Genomic DNA, 18515 nt, shown 5'->3' with positions numbered 1-18515 from the left:
TGATGCCCCTTAACTGAACAGCGAGTTGCCATCCAGACCATGCTGTTCAAGAATTTCACGCAGGCGACGCAAGGCCTCTACCTGAATCTGTCTTACCCGTTCACGGGTCAGACCAATTTCGCGCCCAACCTCTTCCAGAGTGCTGCTTTCATGCCCGCGCAATCCAAAGCGCCGACTGACCACTTCGCGCTGCTTTTCTGTCAACTCCAGCAACCAGCGATCGATACTGTCATTCAAGTCCTCGTCCTGCAACAGATCTGCAGGATCGCCGGAGCTTTCGCCGGTCAAGGTGTCCAGCAGGGTCTTGTCCGAATCAGGCCCGATGGAGACATCTACCGAGGCAACCCGCTCGTTCAGACCGAGCATGCGTTTGACGTCACTCACCGGACGGTCAAGCAGGTTGGCAATTTCTTCAGGGCTTGGCTCGTGATCCAGCTTCTGAGTCAGTTCTCGCGCAGCGCGCAGATAGACATTAAGCTCCTTGACCACATGAATCGGTAACCGGATGGTCCGGGTCTGGTTCATGATCGCCCGTTCGATGGTCTGGCGGATCCACCAGGTAGCGTAGGTGGAAAAACGGAAACCACGCTCCGGGTCAAACTTCTCCACAGCCCGGATCAGCCCCAGGTTGCCCTCCTCGATCAGATCCAGCAGGGTCAGCCCACGATTGACATAGCGGCGGGCTATCTTTACCACCAGACGCAGATTGCTTTCGATCATGCGCTTGCGCCCAGCCTCTTCACCACGCTGGGCCATGCGCGCAAAGTGCACTTCTTCTTCCGGGGTCAGCAGCGGGGAAAAACCTATTTCGTTGAGGTACATCTGGGTGGCATCGAGCTGGCTGGTAAACTCGAAGGCGCCGGGACGACGGCGACGGTTACTACTGCGGGTTTCAGTCTGACGCTCATCCATGTCGCTCCCCCTCGAGCTCTGCCGCTTGTCCAGCAGGTCCAGATCATCCGTCATTGATATTGCATTATGGTTATTGTTGTTGTTTGCCATGCTTGTGCCCCTTGGTGCTCTCATGACTCTACGTACCATGATCGGCGCCGGGCTGGGTCACTCACACAAGATCATCTGCGGGGCAGATAGCCCATCGGGTCCACCGGTTGCCCCCGACGGCGAATCTCGAAATGCAGTTTGACCCTGTCGGTTCCGGTACTGCCCATCTCCGCAACGACCTGTCCGGCACGCACAGTATCTCCCTCCTTCACCCGCAACCTGCTGTTGTGGGCATAGGCGCTGAGGTAGACATCGTCATGTTTGATGATCAGCATCTCGCCATAACCGAGCAGACCCTGACCGGCATAGACAACACTACCGTCCGCCGCAGCTTTCACAGGCTGTCCCAAGTTGCCGGCAATATCAATGCCTTTATTCAAACTGCCGTTTGAGTTGAAACGGGCAATCAGGGGGCCTTCTGCCGGCCAGACCCAGCCTTTACTGCCAGCAGAAGCAGCCGGCGCCGGAGCCGGGGTTGTAGCAGGCGCAGGAGCGGCTACAGCAACTACCGGTGTCGTCTCCGCCACAGCGGGCGCTGACGGCTGGGGAGTCGGCGTCTGGGGAGTGGCAGCAGGCGTTGTCGCCGGCGTACGGACCACCGAACGGTTCGCGGCTGTGGGTGCTGGTCGACTGGCAACGGCTGCGACAGGACCAGTGCCCAACTGCAACCGCTGCCCGGGATAGATGGTGTAGGGGGCCGCTATACGGTTATGTGTGGCCAGGGCACGCCAATCCATGCCGTAACGGAAGGCAATCTGGTACAGGGTGTCGCCACGCTGCACCACATAACTGCCACCGGGACCGGCGTCAGCGGCGCGTGCGGCAGCCGAACCACCGCGGCCGCGGTCATCCACCGGAACCCCACCCTGGGGGGCCGCGCAGGCCGCCAGCCCCAGCCCCAGCGCCAACAAGGCACACAGCCGCATGATGCGGTTCAACAACAGGGCCAGCAAAGGTGGAGTTCTGTCCATGATTTTTTCCATCGATTCAGGCGTTACCATCTGCAGGGTGTCTTGCCCGGCGTCCGAGACAGTCAAGCAGGTATACCACCAATACGGCAGACACCATCAATCCCACACCCGCCTGCCACTGGGACGCAAGACCTGTGAGTTGCTCGAACTGTTCCGGCAACAGGTTGCGTTCAACCAGGGGAACCTGCTCGCCAGCACTGTTGATCCGCCACTCAAGGGTCTGCTTCCAGGGCCAGACCTTGTTCAGCGAACCTATCAGCAGACCGGTCAGAAATGCCAGTGTGATATTGCGTGCCTTGCCAAGCAGCCAGTTGAGTAGACGTGAAAAGCTCAACAGACCCAGCAGGCAGCCCGCAACAAAACAACCCAGCAAAATGATGTCAAAGGATTTCACTGCCTCCAGCACCGCCGCATACAGCCCCAGCAGCAGCAGAATGAAACTGCCGGAAATGCCGGGCAATATCATCGCGCAGATGGCAATCGCGGCCCCGAAAAAAAACATCGGTGCAGTAGCCGGCAATTGCAGTGGCACGGCAACCGTGATCAGCCAGGCAAAGCCGCCGCCAGCCAGCAGCGCTGCCAGTGTCCAGACGCGCCAGCGGCCGATCTGACGACCTACCAGCAGGACTGAAATCAGGATAAGGCCGAAAAAAAATGACCAGATCAGCTGCGGATGGCTGTCCAGCAGATAACTGATCAGCCGCGCCAGGCTGGCAATGCTGGTAAGGATACCGGCCAGCAGGGTGAACAGAAAACTCCCGTCAATGGCCTGCCAAAGTTCCCGCCAGCGGCCGCGCAGCAGCCACAGCAACTTGTCCGGCGTGCAAGCGGAAATCGCCGCCAGCAGTCGATCATAGATACCGGAAATAAAGGCGATGGTGCCGCCAGAAACGCCAGGCACCAGATCCGCCGCGCCCATGGCCATACCCTTGAGAAAGATCAGCAGAAATTCCAGTCGGCGTTTGCCGGCGATATTCACGAATGTATAGCTCCTGCCAACAGAGGAACGAAGCGCACCGGCTCGATCCGCTGATGAATGAAATTGTCGCCTTCGCGCACTACCAGGGTAAGGTATTGCTCACGCTCACCCACCGGAATCACCAAGCGACCACCGTCGGCCAGCTGGTTAAGCAACTCTGCCGGCACCTCGGCAGGTGCCGCCGTGACCATGATCGCATCATAGGGCCCGTACTGCGGCCAACCCCAGTTACCATCAGCGTGCCGGAACACCACATTACGAATACCAATCTCGCGCAGCACCGACTTGGCCCGCTCCTGCAGCGGCAGAATGCGCTCGACAGTGAACACCCGCTCAACCACCTGGGCCAGAATGGCGGTCTGGTAGCCGGATCCGGTTCCCACTTCCAACACCTTGTCGAGCGGGCCGCCAGCCAACAGCAGTTCGGTCATGCGTGCCACTATGTAGGGCTGCGACAGCGTCTGGTTGTGGCCAATCGGAAGCGCCGTGTCTTCATAGGCGCGGTGCGCCAACGCCTCGTCAAGGAACAGATGTCGCGGCGTGCGACGGATCGCCTCAAGCACCTGCAGGTTACGGATACCCTCCTCGAACAGCCGCTCCATCAGGCGTTCCCGGGTACGCTGGGAGGTCATGCCGATACCGCTTTTCCACAGGTCGTCGCGCACGCTCACAGCTCCAGGCCACCCAGCCAGTCACCCAGCCGGTCGAAGACTTCGTAGTGGGTCTTGTCGACCCGCAGCGGGGTGACCGATACATACCCCTGCATCACCGCATGGAAGTCGGTGCCGTCACCACCATCCTCGGCATCGCCGGCCACCGATATCCACCAACCCTCCTTGCCGCGCGGATCGACCCATTTAACCGGCCGGGCAGCCCGCGCACGGTGCCCGAGACGGGTCAGCTGGATGCCCTTGATCAGCTCCAGCGGCAGGTTGGGGATATTTACGTTGAGCACGGTGCGCGGCGGCAGATCCAGCACATCGACCGCCTGCACCAGACGCCGGGCAATCGCTGCCGCCGCCGGCAGGTTGTCCGGCTGGCGGCCGACCAGCGAGAAGGCCAGTGCCGGGCGCGACAGGGTACGCCCTTCCAGCGCCGCCGCCACAGTGCCCGAATACAGCACGTCATCGCCCAGATTGGCGCCCAGGTTGATCCCCGACACCACCATATCGACACTGTCCGGGAACAATGCATTGATGCCCAAATGCACGCAGTCGGTGGGCGTGCCATTCAGGCCGATAAAGCCGTTGTCCAGGGTAAAGGGACGCAGCGGCTTGTCCAGGCTGAGGGCGCTACTGGCACCACTGCGGTCCTCGGCCGGGGCCACTACCACGCAGTCGGCAAGGTCCTGCAGAGCGTCATGCAGGGCTCGCAGTCCCGGGGCCAGCACCCCATCATCGTTGGCGATCAGAATACGCATCAGAAGTCCGTTTGCAGCCCGGCCTCGGCGCCGGTGGTCAGGCTGACCAGCTCGCGCACTACGGCGGTGGCAAAACAGCCACTGGGCAGGGTGAATTCAAGTTGCAGACAGCTTGTCGACGGATAATGCCACGCCAGCTCAGCAATGGGGAGTCGCAGAATGCGTCGCTGCTGCTCCAGTCCGGCAGCTTCCAGCCAGTCACAGAGCTGCGATTCGCGCTCGGCCAACTGCAATTCCTGCTGCAGCTGCTCGCCCGAGCTTGCCGGCGCGCCCTGCCCCCACAGGGGGCCGGTGGGATGCAGGTCCAGCGCCGCCAGGCGTGGATCATCCGCTGCCAGATCGGCGGCGGCAAAGTGACTACGACTGTCGCTGAAGGCCAAGCGGTCGCCATCCAGCACCCGATTCCAGCTGCCCGCAGCAACCCGCTGCGCCAGATACTGGTTGAACAGCAGGCTTCGCGCCGCTGACAGCAGCCGTGAACGGGTGCCACGTGCTGGCGGCAGACCGCCACGGGTGGCCCACTGGCGGGCCTGATCGACATTGTTGCCGTGGATACCGAAACGCTGGGGCCCGAAGTAATTCGGCACGCCCTCGGCGGCCAGGGTTTCCAGGCGCTGCTGCAGGGCATCACGGTCGGCCTGCAGCTCGTGCAGGCGGATCAGAAAACGGTTGGCATTGTGCGCCCCGCGTTGCAGCTTGCGGCTGTGCCGGGTTTGCTGCAGGCAGCGCAAGTTGTCGCTCCAGAGTGCCGACAGATCAGGATCGGTCCGCCCCGGCAGGCGCACGCTGAACCATTGGCTGGTCACCGCCTGGCGATCCTTAAGGCCGGCATAGCTGACCTCGGAGAGCGCCACACCGGCAGCCCGCGCCAGCATGCGCGCCACATCCTCGGTGCCCAGCGCGCGCTTCTCGATCAGCAGCCAGAGGTGCTCGCCGTTGCCGCTGAAGGGAATATGCAACTGCTCGCGCACCTGAAAGTCCTCGGTGGCGGCCTTGAACACCGCCGACCCGCAGGGCTCACCCCAGGCATGCGGCCCGAGCAACTGGTCCTCGGTCATGCCGCCACCAGCAAGGCTACGGCATGAACTGCAATGCCCTCCTCGCGCCCGGTAAAACCCAGTTTCTCGGTGGTGGTTGCCTTGACGTTGACCTGATCGAGGTCAACCTGCAGATCGGCGGCGATTTGCGCGCGTATCTGCTCGATATGCGGCGCCATCTTCGGTGCCTGGGCCACAATGGTGGCGTCGACATTGCCGACCCGCCAGCCCTTTGCAGCGACCAGGCCGAGCGCATGGCGCAGCAGCACCCGGCTGTCAGCCCCCTTGAACTGTGGATCGGTGTCCGGAAAATGCCGACCGATATCGCCCAGCGCAGCCGCCCCGAGCAGGGCATCGGTCAACGCATGCAGCAGCACGTCACCATCCGAATGCGCCAGCAGGCCCTGATGATGGGGAATGCGCACCCCGCCAAGGGTAATAAACTGCCCGGCACCGAATCGATGAACGTCATAACCATGCCCAATACGCATGCGCCACTCCTGATAAATGCGACGCGGCGATCTTACCGCGATAGGCACCCGCCACGGAACCGGCAGATGGCATGCGCACAACGCAAAAGCGGCCCCGCAGGGCCGCCTTGTTCAACGCAGAGGCATCAGAGTGCTGCTGCCAGCCGCGAGCCCTGATCGATGGCGCGCTTGGCGTCCAGCTCGGAGGCCACATCAGCACCGCCAATCAGGTGCACCGGCTTGCCCAGCGCCTCGACCCCGGCCTGCAGCTCGCGCAGCGGGTCCTGACCGGCGCAGACGATAATGGTGTCAGCTGGCAACACCTGCGGCTCACCACTGTCACCGATGCGGATGTGCAGCCCCTGATCGTCGACCTTCAGGTACTGCACGCTGTTGAGCATTTCTACCCGCTTGTTCTTCAGCTCGGCACGGTGAATCCAGCCGGTGGTCTTGCCCAGGCCGTCACCGACCTTGCTGGTCTTGCGCTGCAACAGCCAGACCTGGCGTGCCGGGGCATGCAGTTCCGGCTTGACGCCAGCAATGCCACCACGTGCCTGCAGTTGGGTGTCGATACCCCACTGACGCCAGAACAGCTCGGGGTCCAGACTGGCCTTGTCGCCCTGATGGGTAATGAATTCGCTGACATCAAAGCCAATACCACCGGCACCGATCACCGCGACCTTCTCACCTACCGGCTGGCGCTCAAGAATCGCATCCAGATAACTGATTACCTTCGGATGCTCGATACCCGGAATGTCCGGCGTGCGCGGCACGATGCCGGTGGCCAGAATCACCTCGTCAAACTCCTGCAAGTCAGCAGCGGCCACCCGGGTATTCAGCTTCAGGCGCACACCGGTCTGCTCGATCAGGTTGCCGAAATAGCGCAGGGTTTCGTAGAACTCTTCCTTGCCCGGAATGCGCTTGGCCACATTGAACTGACCACCGATCTCGCTGGCCGCATCAAACAGCGTCACCGCATGGCCGCGCTGGGCCGCCACGGTGGCAGCCGACAGGCCGGCCGGGCCGGCACCGACCACAGCGATCTTCTTCTGGCGGTCGGTAGCGATGTAGTTCAGCTCGGTCTCGTGGCAGGCACGCGGGTTGACCAGGCAGCTGGTCAGCTTGCCGCCAAAGGTATGGTCAAGGCAGGCCTGGTTGCAGCCGATGCAGGTATTGATCAGCTGCGCCTGGCCGGCGGCGGCCTTGGTGACGAACTCCGGATCGGCGAGGAACGGCCGCGCCATCGACACCATGTCGGCATCGCCCTCGGCCAGCACCTGCTCGGCCACTTCCGGGGTGTTGATGCGGTTGGTGGTGACCAGCGGAATCTTCACCTCGCCCTTCAGGCGCGCGGTGACCTTGGTGAAGGCACCGCGCGGCACCATGGTGGCTATAGTTGGAATCCGTGCCTCGTGCCAGCCGATACCGGTATTGATGATGGTCGCTCCGGCCGCCTCGATGGCCTTGGCCAGAGTGACGATCTCGTCCCAGCTGCTGCCATCCTCGATCAGGTCGAGCATCGACAGGCGATAGATGATGATGAAGTTCGGGCCCACCGCCTCACGCACCCGGCTGACGATCTCCACCGGCAGGCGCATGCGATTTTCGTAGCTGCCGCCCCAGCGGTCGGTACGCTTGTTGACGTGGCTGACCAGGAACTGGTTGATGAAATAGCCCTCGGAGCCCATGATCTCGACACCGTCGTAACCAGCACTCTGGGCCAGTACCGAGCAGTTGACGAAGTCATTGATCTGCTTCTGGATACCTTCCTCGTCCAGCTCCTTCGGGGTGAACGGATTGATCGGCGCCTTCACCGCACTGGCCGACACCAGATTCGGGTTGTAGGCATAGCGACCGGCATGCAGGATCTGCATGCAGATCTTGCCACCGGCCTCGTGCACCGCCCGGGTAACCACCTTGTGATGCTCGGCTTCCTCCGGCGTAGTCAACTTGGCCGCGCCCTTGGCAACACAACCTTCGTCATTCGGGCCAATACCACCGGTCACGATCAGGCCAACGCCGCCGCGGGCGCGTTCGGCAAAGTAGGCAGCCATACGCTCAAAACCCTTGGGGCGCTCCTCCAGACCGGTGTGCATGGAGCCCATCAGGGTACGATTGCGCAAAGTAGTGAAGCCAAGATCCAGCGGGGCCAGCAGGTTCGGATAAAGGGCGTGTTCGCTCATCGAATTCTCCGGTTGTGGTGCTCATCAGGACCGCCGGATACCTGTCCGGCGTTTGTATGGCAAGACAATAGGCCTCTACCATCGCCCGCTCAATCACCCAAGGTGACATTTTAATAACCTTGAATTACATTTATTGGCAGACCCTGCAGAGAACAGCGGATGAAACTTGGCGACCTGTCAGTTGGCTACCTGTACAGCCTGCAAACGGCATTGCGCAGTCTGGGCCATGACCCAGACCCGCTGCTGCAGCGCTACCGCATCGACCAGCGGTTGCTTGGCAGCGCCAATGCGCGCATCAGCATTCCGCGCTTTATGCGTCTGGGACATGCCGCTATCCGTCTCAGCGGCCGTCCCGGCCTTGGCCTGCTAATGGGTAGCCACAGCCTGCCTCAGCATTTCGGCCTGCCGGGCATGGCCGCCGCCTGCGCCGCCACCCTGCACGACGCCTTTTCCGCACTGGTGCGCTTTGAGCGCCTGACCAGCCAGAACTACCGCGGTCACTCCAGCTTCGACGCCCCGGCCCTGCGCTTCTATTCCATCAGCCCGTACAACGCTTTCAACCTGTTTGTGGTCGACTCGGCACTCGCCTCACGGGCATATCTTGGCTGGCAACTGAGCGGTGGGCAGGCACGCCTGCGCGAGGTGCATATCGAATTTCCGGCGCCGGACTATGCCGAACGCCACGAGCAGTTGTTCAACTGCCCGGTGCTGTTCGAGCAGCCGCACAATCAGCTGATTTGGGACAGCGCCAGCCTGCAACAGCCGCTGCCGGGCAGCGCGCCAGCCACGCACGCCGAGCTGCTGCGCCTGTGCGCCGAACAACTGGATGAGCTGACCCGCCACAAGCGCCTGCGCGAACGGGTCGAGGAAATCGTCTCGCCGCGCCTGCACAGCCGCCTGCCAAGTCTGGAGGAAACCGCGCGCCAACTCGGCCTGCCAGCCTGGACCCTGCGCCGACGACTGCAGCGTGAGGATCACACGCGCTTTCAGGACATCATCGACGACACTCGCCGTGAACTGGCACTGAGCTATGTGCGCGACACCGAACTGGCGCTGGGCGAAGTCGCCTTCCTGCTCGGCTTTTCCTCACCCGAAGCCTTCCAGCGCGCCTTCCGCCGCTGGACCGGAGAACCACCGGGAAGCTATCGCAAGCAGCGCCGGACTGATCTGCTGGGGAATATTCAGAAAAGCTGAACAGGCTCCATACTCGCCCTACATCTCCTCGGCATCCTCCACCAGCGCCTCATCCAGCTCTAGCTCGCGTTCCTCCAGCAACTCCTCAAGCCAATCCAGCATCGCCTGCCTCCATCCGCAATCATTCGCCTGCCTTATGTTTCCGCCAAGCATGCCGCTGGCATGTGACAATTCGATGTTGCCCGGGAGCCGGGCATGACAAGCCAACCGGCGCGCCGGTACCATGCGGTCACATTTTTACTGAACAGGATTGATCCGATGAGCGAAGCCACGCTGATTGACGTATTGCCCGCCCACCGCTTTGACCAGCAAAAACTGGCCGACTGGCTCAAGGGCCGCCTGCCCGATGTCGAGCAGGGCCTGCAGATCAAACAGTTCCAGGGTGGCCAGTCAAACCCCACCTTCCTGCTGCAGATCGGCGAGAAGCGCTATGTACTGCGCAAGAAGCCGCCGGGGAAACTGTTGCCGTCGGCGCACATGGTCGAACGCGAATATCAGGTGATCAACGCCCTCGACGGTACCGGCGTCCCGGTACCCAAGGCGCGCCTGCTGTGCGAGGACCCGGAAATCATCGGCACCAACTTCTACATCATGGACCACGTCGAAGGCCGCGTGCACACCCAGCCGCTGCTGACTGACGTGGACCCGGCCCAGCGTACCCCGATCTATCGCTCGATGATCGAAACCATGGCCAAACTGCACAATGCCAACTGGAAGGCCATTGGTCTGGAGGGCTATGGCAAACCGGAAGGTTATGTGCAGCGCCAGATCAAGCGCTGGAGTGGCCAGTTCGAGGCCAGCCGCACCGGCGACATGCCGGCCATGGATGCGCTGATGGCCTGGCTGCCGGCCAATGCACCGAGCGAGGACTTCACCACCATCGCCCACGGCGACTTCCGTATCGGCAACCTGATCCTGCACCCCAGCGAACCGCGCGTGGTGGCGATTCTCGACTGGGAACTGGCAACCCTCGGCCATCCGCTGTCGGATCTGGCCTACTGCTGCCTGCCCTATCACCTGCCGGCTGGCGTGAATGGCGTCAAGGGCATGCAGGGTGCCGACCTCAAGGGGCTGCAGATTCCCGAGGAGCAGCAACTGCTGGACTGGTACTGCGAATTCACCGGTCGTGACAGCATTCCCGACTGGAACTTCTTCCTGGCCTTCTCGCTGTTCCGCCTGGCCGCCATTCTGCAGGGCGTCTATCACCGTGCCCTGCAGGGTAACGCCAGTAACGCTGACGCCCTCGAAGTCGGCCAGCGCGCCGGCCTGCTGGCCCAGCGCGGCTGGGAAATCGCCCAGGGTAACCAGGAGTCCTGACTTATGAGCAAACCCGTCAAGCGCGTACTGCTGACCAACGATGACGGCTGGCGCGGGCCAGGTCTCGGGGTACTCGAGGAAATCGCCCGGGAAATCGCCGAAGAGGTCTGGGTGATCTCCCCGGATCTCGACCAGAGCGGCGTTTCCATGTCGATTTCGCTGCACCAGCCGCTGCGCGTGCATACCTTCGACCCGCAGCGTTTCAGTGTCAGCGGCACCCCCAGCGACTGTGTGATGCTCGGTGTCAGCGAGCTGATGCCGGAACCACCGGATCTGGTGCTGTCCGGGGTCAACTGCGGCGCCAACATCAGCGACTCGGTGGCCTACTCGGGCACCATCGGCGGCGCCCTCACCGCCACCCTGCTGAATATCCCGGCGATTGCCCTGTCGCAGGCCTACCACAAGGGTAGCGAGGTCCACTGGGACACCTCCCGCCGCTACGGTGCAGAGATCGTTCGCCAGTTGCTCGCCAAGGGCTGGCCCACCGACTGCGCGATGAACATCAACTTCCCGGCCCGTCCTGCTGATCAGGTCACCGGCGTCGCGCTGTGTCGCGCCCGTGCCGGCAGCATCGCCGGAATCAACATCGAAAGCCGCCGCGACACCCGCGACGTGCCCTACTACTGGCTCGGCTTCCAGCGCCAGGCCGAGCGCATCAGTGGTCTGGATACCGACGTTGGCGCCCTGCGTGCCGGACGCATCAGCATCTCGCCGCTGCGCTTCGAGCGGGAGATCGCCAACTGGCAACTGGATGGCAACCAACTGGCAGAGGCCCTCGGCATCCAGCCACAGGACGAGGACGCCGCAGACGGCGCGCTGAGCCTGGATCACTGAACACTAACGGAGAAACCGCATGCAACGTTTCATCAACAAAGTCGCCCTGATCACCGGAGCCGGTAGCGGTATTGGGCGTGCCACCGCCGTACGTCTGGCCGCAGAGGGCGCGCGCCTGATGCTGGTCGATCGTAACGAGGACGGCCTGCGCCAGACCCTGGAACAACTGCCCGCCGGCAGCGACGCCAGGAGCATGCTGGTGGACGTGGCCGACGAGGCCGCCGTGCAGGACTGTGTCGAGCAGACCATTGCCGCCTTCGGCCAACTGGACGTGCTGTGCAACAATGCCGGGATCGCCGGTGGCGACTACAGCACGGTACAGGACCAGAGCCTGGAAACCTGGCAGAAAATTATCGGCGTCAACCTGTATGGCGTGATGCTGTTCAGCAAATACGCCTCGCGGCAAATGGAAAAACAAGGCGGCGGCGCCATCGTCAACACCGCCTCGGTGGCCGGCATTCGCTCCGGCGCCGGCGGCAATGCCTACAGCGCCTCGAAGGCCGGGGTGATCAACTTCACCATGACCAGCGCCTGTGATCTGGGCGGCCTGAACATCCGCGTCAACGCGGTGTGCCCCGGTCTGGTGGAAACCGGCATGACCAAGCCGGTATTCGACTATGCCCGCGCCAACAACAAGGAAGCCAAGCTGGGTGCCCGCTGTGAACTGCGCCGCTTTGGTCGCCCCGAGGAAATCGCCGCTGCCATTGCCTTTCTCGCCAGCGACGATGCCAGCTATATCACCGGCCAGGCGCTGGCAGTGGACGGCGGCAACACCGCCTCGCTGAACCTGCCCGGCATGAAGGTCTGAAACGACAATGCCCCGGCGCTGACCGGGGCATTGTTTTTCACACAACCGCGCGGGTTACTTGACCGCAGCCGCCGCAATCATCTTCTGCAACTCACCGGACTCGTGCAGCTCCAGAATGATATCGCTGCCACCGACCAGCTCACCGCCAACCCACAGCTGCGGAAAGGTCGGCCAGTTGGCGTATTGCGGCAGGGTGGCACGGATATCCGGGTTCTGCAGGATATCGACATAGGCAAACTTCTCGCCGCAGGCCATCAGCGCCTGCACGGCGCGGGCGGAAAAGCCGCACTGGGGAGCATTCGGCGCACCCTTCATGTAAATCAGGACCGGATTGTTGGCGATCTGCTCTTTGATGACGTCGATGGTATCCATGGTGCTCCTCATAGCTGACTGAACGGGGCCGCAGCCCCAAAACCCGCGCAGTGTAACGCAAAGCGCCCCGCCGATTCATCCGTACGGGGCGTGGGGAATTGCCTCAGAGGATGCGCACCGGCACCCCGTTCAACGCCGCATTGCCGGTGACCGGGTCGAGCCACTGCTCGTCGGTCAGATCATTGGCACTCACCCCCGGATGCCCGGTGGCCACGCCCAGCTGCACGCCGGCACGGTCATGCCCCCAGCCATGTGGCAGGCTGACCACGCCGGGGCGCATCTCGTCGCTGGCCTGCACCTGCACCCGCACGCAACCGACGCGCGAGGCCAGCTCAACCTGTTGGCCATCCTGCAGGCCGCGCTCGGCCAGATCCTGCGGGTGCATCAGCAACTGGTCACGCGGCTTGCCCTTGATCAGCCGGTGGCTGTTGTGCATCCAGGAATTGTTGCTGCGCACATGCCGCCGGCCGATCAGCAGCAGCTCGTCCTCCAGCGGCAGGCTGAGTTCGCCACGCAGACGCTGCAGCTCCTCCAGCATCAGCGGCTGGGCGCAGGCAATGCGCCCATCGGCGGTTTGCAGGCGGCCAGCCAGACTCGGCCGCAACGGGCCGAGGTCAATACCATGCGGCGCATCCAGCAGTCGCTCAAGACTGATCTGCTCACGCCAGGGCCCCTTGGCCAGACCGGCGGCAATCAGCTGCGCCGGCGCCTGCACCGCACGCGGCTGCTCACCGCAGCGGCGCGCCCAGGCCTGCCCCAGGCCAACAAAAATCTCCCAGTCGTGCAGCGCCCCTTCGGGTTTGGGCAACATCGGCTGATTGAAGCGGGTCACGTTGCGCACGGCAAAGCTGTTGAAGGTGATGTCGTAGTGGTCGTGCTCCAGGGTGGTGGTCGGCGGCAGAATCAGGTCGGCATGCCGGGTCGTCTCGTTCAGATAGAAGTCCACGCTCAGCATGAACTCCAGACTGCCCAGTGCACGATCCAGCTGACGACCGTTCGGCGTCGACAGCACCGGGTTGCCCGCCGAGGTGACCAGCGCACGGATTTGCCCGTCGCCGGGGGTAAGGATTTCCTCGGCCAGCGCCGCCACCGGCAGTTCGCCATTGAACTCCGGCAACCCGGAGACACGGCTGTGCCAGGCAGCGAAATGACCGGGCTTGTCCGGGTTGGTAACGGAAAAGGCCGGCTCGGTGCAAAGCGCACCGCCCTCGCGGTCGAGATTGCCGGTGAGCAGGTTGAGTAGCTGGATCAGCCACTGACAGAGGGTGCCGTAACGCTGCACCGAAACGCCCATGCGGCCATGGCAGACCGCCCGCTGAGCGGCGGCAAAGCGCCGGGTCAGGTCGCGGATCGCCGGCGCCGGAATACCGCACCAGTCGGCCACCCGCTCCGGAGTAAAGGGCGCCATGGCCTGCTCGACCTCGGTCAGGCCATCGGCCAGCGCCTGTATCGGCGAGGGTTTCACCAGTGCTTCGGCAAACAGGGTATTGAGCATTGCCGCCAGCAACGCCGCATCGCTGCCGGGGCGTACCGACAGGTGCTGACTGGCGATGGCGGCGGTTTCGCTGCGGCGCGGATCGACCACCACCAGGCTGCCGCCGCGCGCCTGCAAATCCTTCAAGCGGCGCTCGACATCCGGCACTGTCATGATGCTGCCATTGGACGCCAGCGGGTTGCCGCCAAGCAAAAGGAAGAAGTCGGTGTGATCGATATCCGGAATCGGAATCAGCATCTTGTTGCCATACAGCCATAACGACACCAGATGATGCGGCAACTGGTCCACCGAAGTCGCCGAATAGCGCTGCCGGGTACGCAACTGCCCGAGGAAATAGTTGCCGTGGGTCATCGAGCCATAGTTGTGCACATTCGGATTGCCCATATACACCGCCACCGCATTACGCCCGTGGGCCTGCTGAATGGCATGCAAACGCTCCGCCGCCAGTTCGAAGGCATCATCCCAGGCGATTGGCTGCCAGCGACCCCCTACCCGGCGCAGCGGCTGGCGCAGGCGGTCCGGGTCATTCTGCAGGTCCTGCAGGGCTACCGCCTTGGGGCAGATATGCCCGCGACTGAAGGGATCATCACGATCGCCACGGATCGACAGTATGCGACCGTTATCGTGTTCGATACGCAGACCACAAATAGCCTCGCAGAGATTGCAGGCACGGTAATGGACACTGGACATGGGCGTTCCGCTTGTTGTTGTTAACTGTTTCGCAGAGTAAAACGCAGTCTGCGCATGGCTTCCAGCTTCCGGCAAAAGGTCAGGCGCTGTAAATGCCAGCGCATTCAACCAATGAATACGCCAACCAGTGCCAACCAGGGCCGATTTGCCATCAACTCGGCTTTGCCGATAAGATCAGCCCTTTTCCAGCGCGCAACCTCCCCGGCCAAAAACGGGCCGGAGGGTGGACCTGTTGCCTCAGGCAGCCGCTCCAGCGCAGACAACGGGTAGTTGCACACCATGACCGTACGCCACTTTCTGTCCCTGACCGACTGCACCCCGGCCGAGCTCAACAGCCTGATCAAGCGCGCCAGCGAGCTGAAGAAACTGCACAAGCAAGGCATGATCTACGAGCCGCTGAAAAACCGGGTTCTGGCGATGATTTTCGAGAAAGCCTCGACACGCACCCGGGTCTCCTTCGAAGCCGGCATGATCCAGCTCGGCGGCCAGTCGATCTTTCTGTCCCCGCGCGACACCCAGCTTGGCCGGGGCGAGCCGATCGAGGACAGCGCCCGGGTACTGTCTTCGATGTGCGATGCAATCATGATCCGCACCTTTGCCCACCAGACTCTGGAGACCTTCGCCGAGTATTCTGCGGTACCTGTCATCAATGGTCTGAGTGACGATCTGCACCCCTGTCAGCTGCTGGCTGACATGCAGACCTTTCTTGAACACCGCGGCTCCATCCAGGGCAAGACAGTGGTCTGGATCGGCGACGGCAACAATATGTGCAATACCTTTGTGCAGGCCGCCACGCAGTTTGATTTCCAGTTACGCGTGGCCTGTCCGCAAGGCTACGAACCGGATGCGCGCTTTGTTGAAGCCGCAGGCGATCGCGTGACCATCGTGCGCGACCCGCGCGAAGCAGTTGCCGGTGCGCACATGGTGAATACTGATGTATGGGCCTCCATGGGCCAGGAAGATGAGGCCGATGCACGCATGGCGCGTTTCCGCCCTTATCAGGTCAGCCCCGCCCTGCTCGATCACGCCGCTGACGATGTGCTGTTCATGCATTGCCTGCCGGCGCACCGTGGCGAGGAAGTCAGCCACGACCTGCTGGATGATCCGCGCAGTGTGGTATTCGATCAGGCGGAAAACCGCCTGCATGCGCAAAAGGCGCTGCTGGAGTTTTTACTGGTTGAATGAGCGGCTCCACCCCTGAGGCATACATGAGCGATAGCAACGGCATAGTACTGGAACTCAATCAGTTGTCCTGCGGCTACCAGGGTCACCCGGTAGTCAGCCAGCTGAACATCCACCTGCGTGCCGGCGATATCGGCTGCCTGCTTGGCCCCTCCGGCTGCGGCAAGACCACCACGCTGCGCGCAATTGCCGGCTTCGAGCCGATTACTGGCGGTGAAATACGCCTGGCCGGGCAGCGCATCAGCAGTGCCGACAAACGCCTGCCGCCCGAGCAGCGGCAGATCGGCATGGTGTTCCAGGACTACGCGCTGTTCCCGCACCTGACCGTGCAGGACAACGTCGGCTTCGGCATCAACCGCCATCCTGAGCGAAAACGCATCGTGGCGGAGCTACTGGATCTGGTGAAACTGGGGCATCTGGGCAAGCGCTACCCCCACGAGCTGTCCGGCGGCCAGCAGCAGCGCGTAGCGCTGGCCCGCGCGCTGGCACCCGACCCCAAGCTGCTGCTGCTGGATGAGCCGTTTTCCAACCTGGATGGCGAACTGCGTCGGCGCCTGTCCGCCGAGGTGCGCGAGATCCTCAAGGCGCGCAAGATCAGTGCGATGCTGGTAACCCACGACCAGAGCGAGGCCTTTGCCGTGTGCGACCACGTCGGGGTACTCAAGGAAGGCCGACTGCAGCAGTGGGACACGCCGTACAACCTCTACCACGAACCGGCCACCCCCTTTGTTGCCAGCTTTATCGGTCAGGGCTACTTTATTCGCGGCCAGCTGCTGACGCCGGATACCGTGCAGACCGAACTCGGCGTAATCCGCGGCAACCGCGCCTACCAGTTACCCGCCGGCAGTGCAGTGGATGTGCTGCTGCGCCCGGACGACATCGTCGCCCAGGACAACAGCAGCCTGCGGGCACGCATCATCGGCAAGACCTTCCTTGGTGCCACCACCCTGTACCGCCTGCAACTGCCCACCGGCAGCGTGCTGGAGACCATACTGCCTAGTCACGATGACCACCCGGTGGGAGAACAGTTGGGCATCCGTACCGCCGCGGACCATCTGGTGGTGTTCTCAGCCCAGGGCAGCGTCAACGTACATGCGCAGCTGCCGCTGGAGCAGGTGCTGGATACCGAACCCGCCGCACAGGACGAGTGATCGGGCGTCTGCTTCCCCGATGCAGCATTCACCCGTGCGCACTATCCCACCGGTGAACGCTGCGGCAGGCGTTACTGCCCGCCAAACAGGATATGGCTGATAGTGCCGTGCACCTTGCGCGAATGGCGATAGTCGGTGTTCTGCAGCATGCCCAGCACAATGCGCTTGTTGGCCGGGTCAACCCACATCCACGGCCCCTGAATACCCCACCACCAGTAGGTGCCCACCGGCAGATGTCCGGCCTTGACACTGTCTTCGACAACCGCCACATTCAGGCCGAACCGGTTGCCCTGCACCCAGGATGGACCGGCCACACCCTCAGGCAACTGATCGCGGGCCATTTCCGCCACTGACTCTGCCGAGAGGATACGCACACCGTCCAGTTCGCCGCCGTTGAGCAGCATACGGGCGAAGCGCAGGTAGTCATCCATGCTGGAAATCAGTCCGCTGCCACCCTGGATCAGCGTCGGCTTGGTCAGATACCTGGTGTTGTCCTGCGGCTCCAGGCCGTTCTCACCGGGCTTGTAGGAAACCGCCAGGCGTGGCGCCTGCGCGGCGCTGACGTAGTAGCCGGTATCCTGCATGCCCAGAGGCTGGAAGATATTGCGGGCGAGGAATTCATCGTAGGGCAGACCACTGACCACCTCGACCACCCGCGCCTGGATATCCACCGACAGACTGTAATTCCACACGGTACCCGGCTCATAGAGAAGCGGCAGTCTGGACAGCTTGCCGACCAACTCCTCAAGAGTCTGCTGCGGGTTGAACAGGTCGGCTCTCAGGTATAAGGCATCGACCTGGGACTGGGTGAATACCCCATAGCTAAACCCTGCCGTCTGGTTCATCAACTCTCTCAGTGTCGGCGGATGGCGAGGTGCTGCGGTTTGCGGCACGCCATCTGCACCATCAGCCACTGCCACCTGCAGGCCTTCAAACTCTGGCAGGTATTTGGCGAGCGGATCATCCAGTGACAGCTTGCCCTGTTCCTGCAGCATCAACATGGCAACACTGGTTACCGGCTTGGTCAGCGAAAAGATCTTATACAAGCTGTCATCGGCCAGCGGCACCTCGCCGGCGATATCCTGATAGCCATGGCGACTGCGGTGTAGCAGCTTGCCGTCCTGCTCAACCAGCACGCTGATACCCGCCAGACGACCCTGATCCACCTCCGCCTGAAGGGCTTGCTCTAGCAACCGGAAGCGTTCGGCAGCAATGGCCTGCGGCGAGGTATCCGCCTGTGCCAGCAGGCTTGCGCACAGGCAACCGGCGGCCAGCCAGAGCGGATACAGATGGCGTGAAAAGCGCTTCGACATGACAGTTTCCTTATTGTTTTCGAGTGAAACACCATAATATTCCGGACGGATTCCGGCAACACAAAGCAAATCAAGACCACAGGTCAATCACCCGAAC

At 62.5% G+C, this 18515-nt stretch carries 18 protein-coding genes; 6 read left to right on the top strand and 12 right to left on the bottom strand.

All coding sequences use genetic code 11. From position 1 onward, the window contains the following. Positions 1 to 9: 9 nt before the first annotated feature. The 8 genes from rpoS to BMZ23_RS09705 all read right to left on the bottom strand — a co-directional run bounded on the left by rpoS (position 10) and on the right by BMZ23_RS09705 (position 8062). Positions 10 to 1026 (bottom strand): RNA polymerase sigma factor RpoS, encoded by a 1017-nt coding sequence (gene rpoS, locus BMZ23_RS09740; protein ID WP_425431685.1) that lies wholly within the window; start codon positions 1024 to 1026, stop codon positions 10 to 12. A gap of 47 nt (positions 1027 to 1073) precedes the next feature. Beyond that, positions 1074 to 1973, bottom strand: a complete 900-nt coding sequence (locus BMZ23_RS09735; RefSeq protein ID WP_093476162.1) for a peptidoglycan DD-metalloendopeptidase family protein — start codon at positions 1971 to 1973, stop codon at positions 1074 to 1076. 16 nt (positions 1974 to 1989) lie between these two features. Then, positions 1990 to 2952, bottom strand: coding sequence for a DUF368 domain-containing protein (locus tag BMZ23_RS09730; RefSeq protein ID WP_483866628.1), 963 nt, complete (start codon positions 2950 to 2952; stop codon positions 1990 to 1992). Further along, positions 2949 to 3584 carry a protein-L-isoaspartate(D-aspartate) O-methyltransferase gene (locus tag BMZ23_RS09725; RefSeq protein WP_093476257.1) on the bottom strand — a complete coding sequence of 212 codons (636 nt, stop codon included), beginning with the start codon at positions 3582 to 3584 and terminating at the stop codon, positions 2949 to 2951. Before BMZ23_RS09725 ends, BMZ23_RS09730 begins: the two co-directional genes overlap by 4 nt. 35 nt (positions 3585 to 3619) lie before the next feature. Further along, complete coding sequence (gene surE, locus BMZ23_RS09720; protein WP_093476159.1) at positions 3620 to 4372, bottom strand: 5'/3'-nucleotidase SurE; 753 nt, start codon at positions 4370 to 4372, stop codon at positions 3620 to 3622. Continuing rightward, a complete protein-coding gene (gene truD, locus BMZ23_RS09715) occupies positions 4372 to 5430 on the bottom strand; it encodes a tRNA pseudouridine(13) synthase TruD (RefSeq protein WP_093476156.1) in 1059 nt (352 codons plus the stop codon). Before truD ends, surE (BMZ23_RS09720) begins: the two co-directional genes overlap by 1 nt. After that, positions 5427 to 5900 (bottom strand): 2-C-methyl-D-erythritol 2,4-cyclodiphosphate synthase, encoded by a 474-nt coding sequence (gene ispF, locus BMZ23_RS09710; RefSeq protein ID WP_093476154.1) that lies wholly within the window; start codon positions 5898 to 5900, stop codon positions 5427 to 5429. The genes truD and ispF overlap by 4 nt, the downstream gene beginning before the upstream one ends. A 125-nt stretch (positions 5901 to 6025) precedes the next feature. Continuing rightward, positions 6026 to 8062 carry an NADPH-dependent 2,4-dienoyl-CoA reductase gene (locus tag BMZ23_RS09705; protein WP_093476151.1) on the bottom strand — a complete coding sequence of 679 codons (2037 nt, stop codon included), beginning with the start codon at positions 8060 to 8062 and terminating at the stop codon, positions 6026 to 6028. Between the two features lie 159 nt (positions 8063 to 8221). On the opposite strand from BMZ23_RS09705, the gene BMZ23_RS09700 reads away from it, so the two are divergent. Further along, positions 8222 to 9256: an AraC family transcriptional regulator gene (locus BMZ23_RS09700; protein ID WP_093476148.1), complete on the top strand. Its 1035-nt coding sequence runs from the start codon at positions 8222 to 8224 to the stop codon at positions 9254 to 9256. A gap of 18 nt (positions 9257 to 9274) precedes the next feature. Here BMZ23_RS09700 and BMZ23_RS14820 read toward each other — a convergent pair whose 3' ends face one another. After that, the gene (locus tag BMZ23_RS14820) at positions 9275 to 9481 is read right to left on the bottom strand and encodes a hypothetical protein (protein WP_143069583.1); all 207 of its coding nucleotides are present in this window, start codon (positions 9479 to 9481) and stop codon (positions 9275 to 9277) included. A gap of 33 nt (positions 9482 to 9514) precedes the next feature. Between BMZ23_RS14820 and BMZ23_RS09695 the strand changes: the two genes are divergently transcribed. Genes BMZ23_RS09695 through BMZ23_RS09685 form a run of 3 tightly spaced genes read left to right on the top strand, consistent with a single transcriptional unit; the run spans position 9515 to position 12215 of the window. Continuing rightward, positions 9515 to 10573 (top strand): phosphotransferase, encoded by a 1059-nt coding sequence (locus tag BMZ23_RS09695; protein ID WP_093476145.1) that lies wholly within the window; start codon positions 9515 to 9517, stop codon positions 10571 to 10573. Positions 10574 to 10576: 3 nt separating this feature from the next. Beyond that, a complete protein-coding gene (gene surE / locus BMZ23_RS09690; protein ID WP_093476142.1) occupies positions 10577 to 11407 on the top strand; it encodes a 5'/3'-nucleotidase SurE in 831 nt (276 codons plus the stop codon). A gap of 19 nt (positions 11408 to 11426) precedes the next feature. Continuing rightward, entirely contained in the window at positions 11427 to 12215 is a 789-nt protein-coding gene (locus BMZ23_RS09685; protein WP_093476139.1) for an SDR family NAD(P)-dependent oxidoreductase, read from the top strand. A 54-nt stretch (positions 12216 to 12269) separates the two neighbouring features. On the opposite strand, the gene grxD is transcribed toward BMZ23_RS09685, so the two are convergent. Both grxD and BMZ23_RS09675 read right to left on the bottom strand, forming a co-directional pair. Further along, positions 12270 to 12587 (bottom strand): Grx4 family monothiol glutaredoxin, encoded by a 318-nt coding sequence (grxD, locus tag BMZ23_RS09680; protein ID WP_093476136.1) that lies wholly within the window; start codon positions 12585 to 12587, stop codon positions 12270 to 12272. Between the two features lie 103 nt (positions 12588 to 12690). After that, positions 12691 to 14772 (bottom strand): molybdopterin oxidoreductase family protein, encoded by a 2082-nt coding sequence (locus BMZ23_RS09675; protein WP_093476133.1) that lies wholly within the window; start codon positions 14770 to 14772, stop codon positions 12691 to 12693. Positions 14773 to 15051: 279 nt separating this feature from the next. Between BMZ23_RS09675 and argF the strand changes: the two genes are divergently transcribed. Together argF and BMZ23_RS09665 are read left to right on the top strand one after the other, a co-directional pair. Then, complete coding sequence (gene argF, locus BMZ23_RS09670; protein WP_093476130.1) at positions 15052 to 15957, top strand: ornithine carbamoyltransferase; 906 nt, start codon at positions 15052 to 15054, stop codon at positions 15955 to 15957. A gap of 23 nt (positions 15958 to 15980) precedes the next feature. Beyond that, positions 15981 to 17105 carry an ABC transporter ATP-binding protein gene (locus BMZ23_RS09665; RefSeq protein WP_093476127.1) on the top strand — a complete coding sequence of 375 codons (1125 nt, stop codon included), beginning with the start codon at positions 15981 to 15983 and terminating at the stop codon, positions 17103 to 17105. 71 nt (positions 17106 to 17176) lie between these two features. Here BMZ23_RS09665 and BMZ23_RS09660 read toward each other — a convergent pair whose 3' ends face one another. Next, positions 17177 to 18418, bottom strand: coding sequence for a serine hydrolase domain-containing protein (locus BMZ23_RS09660; protein WP_093476124.1), 1242 nt, complete (start codon positions 18416 to 18418; stop codon positions 17177 to 17179). Positions 18419 to 18515: the final 97 nt, after the last annotated feature.

This window comes from Halopseudomonas yangmingensis (assembly GCF_900114825.1).
GTDB classification, from domain to species: domain Bacteria; phylum Pseudomonadota; class Gammaproteobacteria; order Pseudomonadales; family Pseudomonadaceae; genus Halopseudomonas; species Halopseudomonas yangmingensis.
Note: the sequence above shows the minus strand (reverse complement) of the source record. Positions and strands in the feature narration are given on the sequence as shown.